Here is a 7893-nt window from a genome sequence, read left to right as displayed (position 1 = left end):
AGCAACAGGAGCAACAGGAGCAACAGGAGCAACGGGAGCAACAGGAGCAACAGGAGCAACAGGAGCAACAGGAGCAACAGGAGCAACAGCAGCAACAGGCGCAACAGGAGCAACAGGAGCAACAGGAGCAACGGGAGCAACAGGAGTAACAGGTTCAACCGGAGCAACAGGAGGCGGAGCTATTATTCCGTATGCTTCAGGTACAACGCCAGCTGCGTTAGTTAACGCATTAGTAGCTAATACAGGAACTCTCCTTGGATTTGGTTTTAGTCAGCCTGGCGTAGCGTTAACAGGTGGAACTGATATCACACTAGCGTTAGGGGTAGGTGATTATGCATTTGTAGCACCACGTGCAGGAACTATTACGTCATTAGCAGGTTTCTTTAGTGCAACAGCTGCATTAGCGGTATTAACACCGGTACAAATTCAGATGCAAATATTAATTGCACCTGCAGGAAGTAATACGTTTACAGTTCAGGGAGCGCCTCTATTATTAACACCAACATTTACTACAATAGCAATTTTGGACACAGCATCAGGGATCGTAGCTGAAAGTATTCCAGTAGTTGCTGGGGATCAAATACTATTATATGTTTCATTAACAGCAGCTAGTCCAATAGCTGCAGTTGCTGGATTTGTAAGTGCAGGTATTAATATCGTCTAACTTGTTACAATGTTTGTTTGAAATTTAAACAGGCATTTGTATATAGCCCCACCTAATTTTATTAGGTGGGGCTATATTTTTTTGAAAGATAGGTAATAAACCAATTGGGAAATTACTCTTTATTAAGTTGGTATATAAGAAAAATCAAAATTTATGATTTACACTTTATTGTTTATGGAATAAGTTATATGGTTTGAAAAATTACATATAAACAAAAAAAATGAATTCTATTAAAAATAGAATTCGATAGTATCAAAAGCCCTTATTATATCAGTATTTGTAGCATGTTTATTATTAACTAGCCCCAAAATTAGCCCCATTTGCTGTTAAACTCTGACTAAATAACTCTACTGACATGGATTCTAATTCCTTTAATACATGACCATAAATTCCATAAATCATTTGTGGAGAATTCCCTAAACGTTCGGCAATCACTTTCACATTTAAACCTTGATTTAATAATATAGTGCAATGTGTATGACGTAAGCCATGTATTGTTATAGCAGGAAGCTTTGTTTTATTTAATACTCTTCTAAATGCATAAAAAACACAGCCATCTGTTATAGGTTTTCCAGTTTGGTATGATGTAAATACAAAAGAATCGTCTTTTAGTTTGTATCCAAAGGACAACATTACCTTCATACACCATTTTCGATATATCTTTAATTGATTTATTAATACATCATCTATTAAAATTGTTCTATAGCTATTTTTCGTTTTGGGTGATCGTATACCTTTATTATCCCTAGTGCGTTCAATAGTTATTGTTTTATTATCAAAATCAATGTTTTTCCACTGTAAACCACAGGCTTCGCCTCTACGAATCCCTGTGTATGCAACGGTTAATAAAAATGTATAGTTTGTGGCATTTTCTTCGCGTTTAGCTATTGTTAAAAATTCAACTAATTGCTCAGGTGTGAAATAATTATTGTTTTCTTCTTTAATAGTTTCATGATTTGAAAGTTTGATTTTTGTGAAGCGATTGCGAGACAATATTTCATCTTCTACAGCTGCATTAATAGCAATCTTGAATAGGGTGTGGAATAAATGAACTGTACTTGGCTTATACTTCTTTTCAAGTACATTTAAAAATTCTCTTTTATATGTTGTTCTATCCAAAGTTTGTAACTTGAAATGGCCAAGCAACGGTTTCATTTGTAAGCGGATGGCCATTTCACGTTGTGCCCTTGATGCTGGTTTCCAACTATTTTTATATGTGGTATACCAAATATCCAACCACTCTCCAATGGTTAGTTGATCATGTTCAACTTTTTTAGATTCACCACGTAGTGTTGTAACTTTAACTTCTAAAAGAGATTTGATGGCTTCTTTTTCTGACTTAAACCCACTTTTTTTCTTCTCTTTTCTTTTCCCTGTGTTGTCATAATACTTGTGACGATACATCCACAGTTTTTCATTCTTTGTATTGAAATAATAGTATATTTCAGGTTCTTTTACTGATTTGTGTAGTTTCACTATTACCATTCCTTTCATTACTTTGGCTGGCGTATGCATAGGAATGGATAAGTGTTGAATTGGTGTTATTTATCTTTGTCACGATCAGATGAATCTTGGTTTAAAAATGTAAACTTAAAATTCTTCATATCGTCGTATTCCTTTTCAATGTCTTCATCTGAAGGACAATTTACTTCAAGCTTTTCAAATAAAACTTCTAATATTTTTGTAGCTGTTTCCCTCTGTTCATAATTTAGCGATTTGCCACCAAAAAATACATCGCCCCCATTTAAAAGTATTTTTAAATCAGGATAGTGTAGTCTGCGATACTCCCACAAGGCAAAATCTTTATGGTCTCTTTCTATATACGCTTCTTCTTCTTCGGGTGTCATGGATTCCCAAAAAGCCTTTTCTTCTCTATGTGCTTGTATATCTGCATCTGTATATAATCCAGCCTGCCAAGCTAATTCAGCAAATTCAATTCCAAGAGTCTCGGATAATTTTCTAATAACACCATATGCAGGTTGTCTTTGTCCTTTTTCAAAATACTGTTTTTCCTCTAGTGATAGATTATCAAATGGATTTCCGCTTAAAAGATACTCGATTGTCACATTTCCTATTTCTGCAATTTTTGCAAGGCGTTCATTATTTGGGACTGTAATTCCCTTTTCCCATTTCGAAACAACGCTTTTGTTAGCATTTAGTATTTGCTTTCCGAATTCCTCTAATGTCATTCCGTTTTTAATCCTTATTAACTTTATTCTTTGTCCTAACGCTTCTTTATTATTTTTCATGATATACCTCCGAGTAGGGTTAATAATAATTTAATAATACAGCAAGTATCATAAAGTGTCATCTTTTTATTGACAGTATCATGAAGTGTCACTTATTATAAAAGTATCATAAAGTTTCACGCGGAAGGAGGGAAGGTATGAAAAAAGTTACATTAACTGTAAAAGAAGTTGCAGAATTATTGGGTGTTTCTTTAACAACTGTATATTCAATGACACGTATGAGTGAAATTCCACATGCGAGAGTTAGGGGGAAAATACTTTTTCACCGTCCGACAATTGAAACATGGTTAATTAATGGAGCTATGCAAGAATACGAAAAAGTAGAAGCTTAATTCGATTAATAAATGGAAAGAGGTGAAAATAGTGATTCCTGCAAATGTGCAACTGAATATTGATGAAAAAGCCATTAAGGAATACGTACTGCAGCAAATAGATCAACAACTTCACGAAACCTTATTGATGGTTGATCTTGAAAAGTTAGCAGTAATTACATCAATGAGTAAGAGATTCCTAGAAGATGAGATTTTATCTGATCCACGTATGAGACTAATAGAGCGACGTCGCAATAGAAAACGTTGGTGGTTCTATAAGCAAGCTCTTGAAGTAATAACAGAAATTGTAGATGAATGGTAATGGTAATCAACAACGCTTTGGCTGGCGTGTGCATAGGAAACAAAGTTCATAAAAGATTAGGTGGATAATACTTATTAATTCAAATTGCTTGATATTTTATAGCAACGTCGATTTGGAAACAATTGAGGTGAATAGGTTAATGACAACTGCTGAAATACGTGAAGACAAGTTACATATCATCTTAGAAAAAGCGGAGAACGGTGATCCAAAAGCAATCCAAGTTTTAAAAGGAATTAATCGAATATTAAAGCAAGTATGATATTTGCTTTTAAAAACATTACTAAGAGAAAAGGGGGTGCTCATTTTTGAAAGTTACCATGCCGCACTATATTACAAGAATTGATGAAATGTTACCTGGATCAAAAATTATCAAGCTTACTGGATATGCAAATGGAAATCAAGGGTATCAAAAAGCGAAAACGCCAGTATGTAAGTGGAAAGATAGCCAGGGATTAGATGATTTAGAAATAAATAAATGGCTAAACCAAGGCGGATGGATTGGAGCAGTTATTCCCCAGGAGCGGATTATCATAGATGTGGATGACCAGGTTCAAGGAGAACTTGTGAAAGATTTGCTTGAAGGAGAAAACAGGCATCACCATTCGATTAAAACACCAAACGGATGGCAGTTTGTTTTTGCAGCTAAAGAGAAAAGGACACAAGACATTAAACAGATTACGAAATTTTTCTCTCAAATAGGTGTGGTTATTGATACCCGTACAGCTCGAGCAGGGTATATTGTTTTTCCGACAAACAACACAGAAGGACGCTACATAGCAACTAATAGCATAGATCAGCTGGACGAATTACCACACTATTTAATACCTGTTAGAAATACAGATAAATCTAAAGGTTATATGTTTCCAGTACCTATAGAAAGCTCAGGGAGCAGAAATGACACAATGTATAAGTTTGCTACACATTTAAAAGCGTGGAATGTTCCTAACGAGGAGATAATGCAGGCAATGGAGCTTATATATGAGTATTTTCTTTTAGATAAAACTGATTTTCATTATAACGAATTAAAGACCCTTACGCAGTCAGCTATTCAATGGAAACCAGACCAGTCAAAAAGACAGCATATATCTGACAATAATTTTGAAACCTATGCCGAAGGTAAAGACGAAAATAAAATCATTCCTAAGCCTTTTAAAGTAGGAAATAAAGGTACACTTTTTGAGACGAGAGAGGATAAGGATGGAAATGAGATAACAAAACTCGTATCTCGTAAAACACCATATATTACAAAGGAATTCCATAACATAGAACGTTCACAGGTCCTTTATGAAATTGAATGGAAGGAAAGTAATAGAACTGTAAGTGAAGTTGTGTCAGCTTCTACTATTGCTGTTAGAAAAGAATTACTAGAACTAAGTGATAAAGGTTTTTCTGTTAATGATAATAATGTTAAGAAAATCATTGCTTATTTTGATCAATATCTATTGGTTAATAATATAGGACAACATTATGCAGTAGAACGTTTAGGGCATATAAAGGATACTTTTATCCACCCTTTAGTTACTAAAGATGTTGAAATTATGGCGATAGATCATGGTGAGAAACAATTACTTGAAGCCTTTGAGGTGAAAGGAACAAGTGATACTTGGAAAACAGAAGTGTTTGAACGAATTAAACAGAATCCAAAGGCTGTATTTTTTGTTCTTTCTAGTTTTGCGAGTGTCATTATAAAGGATTTACGCTTGCAACCTTTCATTGTTGATTTAAGCGGAACCACCTCACAAGGGAAGACTACTACATTAAAAGTAGCCGCAAGTGTTTGGGGTAATGAAAGCTTAATGAGTGAATGGAATGCTACAAAAGTATCTATTGAGAGAAAATCAGCATATTTAAACAGTTTTCCTTTATTAATGGATGATACACGAAAAGCCGATGAACGTATTTTAAAAGATGTTATTTATTCTTTCAGTGGAGGACGTTCAAAAGGAAGAGGAAGTTTAAAAGGAAGTCAGAGGGAGTTTACTTGGCACAATATTTTACTAAGTACAGGTGAAGTAACTTTAAACGAATATGCAAAAAATCAAGGTGGAGCTGCTGCTAGAATTATTCCGCTAGTTGACCAGCCATTAAAGAAAGATCATAGCAATATTATGGCAATACATGAAGCATTGGAAAACAACTACGGAGCGATAGGAATAGATTTCTTAAAAGTTTGGTTGAAACATAAAAAGGAGCTTATTCCAGAGTATCACAAGTTTAGACAACACTATGTAGATAAAGCCAAAGATAATGAAGTATTAAGCCGATTAGCTGGATATTATGCTGCAGTCCATTTTACAGGAAGTATACTAAAGAGCAAATTGGGTTTTGATATTGATCTAAAAGCTATTTCCTCATTATTTGACGATATAGCAGAAGAAAATAAGGCGATAGACAAGCCTATGCAGTTTTTAGAAGAGATACTTTCGGATTTGGATAGTAGTAGACAGGATATATTTTATGATTATATGCCTAAAATTATTAAAGCGATTTATAAGAATAATCAAAGGCAGTTGTTTTTGACACCAGCTTATGTAAAGGATTTTTTAGGATTAGAAGAAAAGCCAACACGTAGAGAATGGTTAAAACGGGGAATCACTTCTCCAATAGAAGATAGGGGGAAAAACGTTGACTATAAACAAGTAAAACACAAGGGTAAGAATGTCAGAGTGATATTTTTAAATATGGATATTGTCAATGAATTAGGATTTAACTTTCATGAGGAAACAAATGTACATTAAAAAATGCAGTAGCGAAAGTAACAAAAGTGATGATAAATTCTATCTTCCTTGTTACCTCATTAAACCTTAGGGCCACAAGGGATTGATAGTTAAAGGTAACAAAAGTAACAAAGGTAACAAGTAAATATAAGCTATGTTTTTTACTAGAAAACTATAAAAAAACTAAAAAACTAATATACAGTACATGTTCAAAAAAAGTGTTACTCTTGTTACCTTTTCAAAAAAAAGGTTAAAGCCGTTGGGAGAGTAAGGTCTAAATGGGTAACGAAATCTTGGAGAAATACGTTACCATCGGTGTTACCTTGTTACCAAAACATAAATAAACAAGGATGTGTAGAAATGACTTCAAAAAAAGCTCCAATCGTATTAGCAATTGAACGTGATGAAAAAGGAAATCTTAGTACATGGTGTCAATACTGTGGAAAGTTTCATCATCATGGAACAGGTGAAGGACACAGGGATGCGCATTGTATAGAGGAAGATAGTCCCTATATTCGTACAGGCTATGTCCTTAAGAAGATGAAACTATCGGGTAAAGAGGTTGTTACAAAGAGTGAGCCTAAGTAGGTGATACGTAATTAGTTTGCCTTAAAGATTATCAAATGTTAGAAGAAGAGATCACTTATTTGGAATACAAATTAAATAGAATACATGCTGAATTAAAACGTCAGAGCAATTGGGGTAAAGATATATTAAAAATAGATACAGGCAATGAAGAAACAGAAAAGATAATGGATCAACTTAAGAAGAAGCACACATTGTTATTGAATATGCTGAGCTATTCTTTGGTTTAGCTATAAAATAATTTAAGATAAATTTCCTGAGACACCCCCCGGGTAAAATATAGAAACAATTTTTCTGGGGGACCAGGCAACGCGGGGGGGAGATTTGTCTTTTTATTTTTTTCTTTCCGCGCGTGAAAAATAGAAAAAAAGGCCAAAAAAAGATGCTTTCCTATTTTTTTAGGAAAACATTCATGTTTTTGATTGGTAAATTAAATTGTTACTTACGAACCTATAAACCGTATTAAATCAACGTTTGTTTCGTTAAAATTAGATTATCACAACTCGAATATACACGTCAAATAGTAATTTTCATTTTAAAAAAATAATAAAACAAGTGATGAAAGGGTGTTGAAAGTATGATTTCAAATGAAGACAAAAAACAAACAGCTTATGAAATGTATAAAAGCGGAAAATACTCATTTAAAGAAATTGCAGCGGAATTAGAAGTCAAAGAGAGCACGTTAAACAATTGGCGTCACCGTTACAAGTGGGTAGAACTATCAGCAAATATAGAACGTCAAAAGCTTTATGATTTACTACTGTCTAAATTGAAAGATAAAGGTTTAGAAAGCGAAATGCAATTCGTTGACATGGTGAATACGTACATGAAATTTTTCGATATCAAAAACAAATTGATTGAAGATATTGAAGAGCGTGGCGTATCTGTAATGGGTATAACAGGATCAGTCAAAAAGAATGATTCTATTTCGGAATTAACAAAAGTTATCACGTCTATGTCAAAGTTGCTGGAGTTTTTAGGTATCGACATTGAAAAAACTGAAGACGATGAAGAACTTTATATATAAATAATAATATAACAGGAG

Annotated in this window: 9 protein-coding genes; 7 read left to right on the top strand and 2 right to left on the bottom strand. The window is 33.9% G+C overall.

Going from position 1 to position 7893, the window contains the following annotated elements; translation table 11 throughout:
* A partial coding sequence (locus MR155_RS25110; protein WP_277958761.1) for an exosporium glycoprotein BclB-related protein occupies positions 1-664 on the top strand: 664 nt, incomplete at its 5' end.
* A 294-nt stretch (positions 665-958) separates the two neighbouring features.
* On the opposite strand, the gene MR155_RS25105 is transcribed toward MR155_RS25110, so the two are convergent.
* Both MR155_RS25105 and MR155_RS25100 read right to left on the bottom strand, forming a co-directional pair.
* A complete protein-coding gene (locus MR155_RS25105; RefSeq protein WP_472927179.1) occupies positions 959-2140 on the bottom strand; it encodes a site-specific integrase in 1182 nt (393 codons plus the stop codon).
* Between the two features lie 65 nt (positions 2141-2205).
* Positions 2206-2913 carry a helix-turn-helix domain-containing protein gene (locus tag MR155_RS25100; RefSeq protein ID WP_242311364.1) on the bottom strand — a complete coding sequence of 236 codons (708 nt, stop codon included), beginning with the start codon at positions 2911-2913 and terminating at the stop codon, positions 2206-2208.
* Between the two features lie 137 nt (positions 2914-3050).
* Between MR155_RS25100 and MR155_RS25095 the strand changes: the two genes are divergently transcribed.
* From MR155_RS25095 to MR155_RS25070, 6 genes are all read left to right on the top strand, one after another.
* Positions 3051-3245, top strand: a complete 195-nt coding sequence (locus tag MR155_RS25095) for a helix-turn-helix domain-containing protein (protein ID WP_063220460.1) — start codon at positions 3051-3053, stop codon at positions 3243-3245.
* Between the two features lie 31 nt (positions 3246-3276).
* On the top strand, positions 3277-3546 hold the full coding sequence (locus MR155_RS25090) for a hypothetical protein (protein WP_242311363.1): 270 nt from the start codon (positions 3277-3279) through the stop codon (positions 3544-3546).
* Between the two features lie 305 nt (positions 3547-3851).
* On the top strand, positions 3852-6284 hold the full coding sequence (locus tag MR155_RS25085) for a DUF927 domain-containing protein (RefSeq protein ID WP_242311362.1): 2433 nt from the start codon (positions 3852-3854) through the stop codon (positions 6282-6284).
* 339 nt (positions 6285-6623) lie between these two features.
* A complete protein-coding gene (locus MR155_RS25080; RefSeq protein WP_242311361.1) occupies positions 6624-6851 on the top strand; it encodes a hypothetical protein in 228 nt (75 codons plus the stop codon).
* A gap of 35 nt (positions 6852-6886) precedes the next feature.
* Positions 6887-7078 (top strand): hypothetical protein, encoded by a 192-nt coding sequence (locus tag MR155_RS25075; protein WP_242311371.1) that lies wholly within the window; start codon positions 6887-6889, stop codon positions 7076-7078.
* 347 nt (positions 7079-7425) lie between these two features.
* On the top strand, positions 7426-7875 hold the full coding sequence (locus tag MR155_RS25070) for a terminase gpP N-terminus-related DNA-binding protein (RefSeq protein WP_002199152.1): 450 nt from the start codon (positions 7426-7428) through the stop codon (positions 7873-7875).
* Positions 7876-7893 lie beyond the last annotated feature (18 nt).

This window comes from Bacillus cereus group sp. BfR-BA-01331, from assembly GCF_022663915.1.
Lineage (GTDB): Bacteria > Bacillota > Bacilli > Bacillales > Bacillaceae_G > Bacillus_A > Bacillus_A mycoides.
Note: the sequence above shows the minus strand (reverse complement) of the source record. Positions and strands in the feature narration are given on the sequence as shown.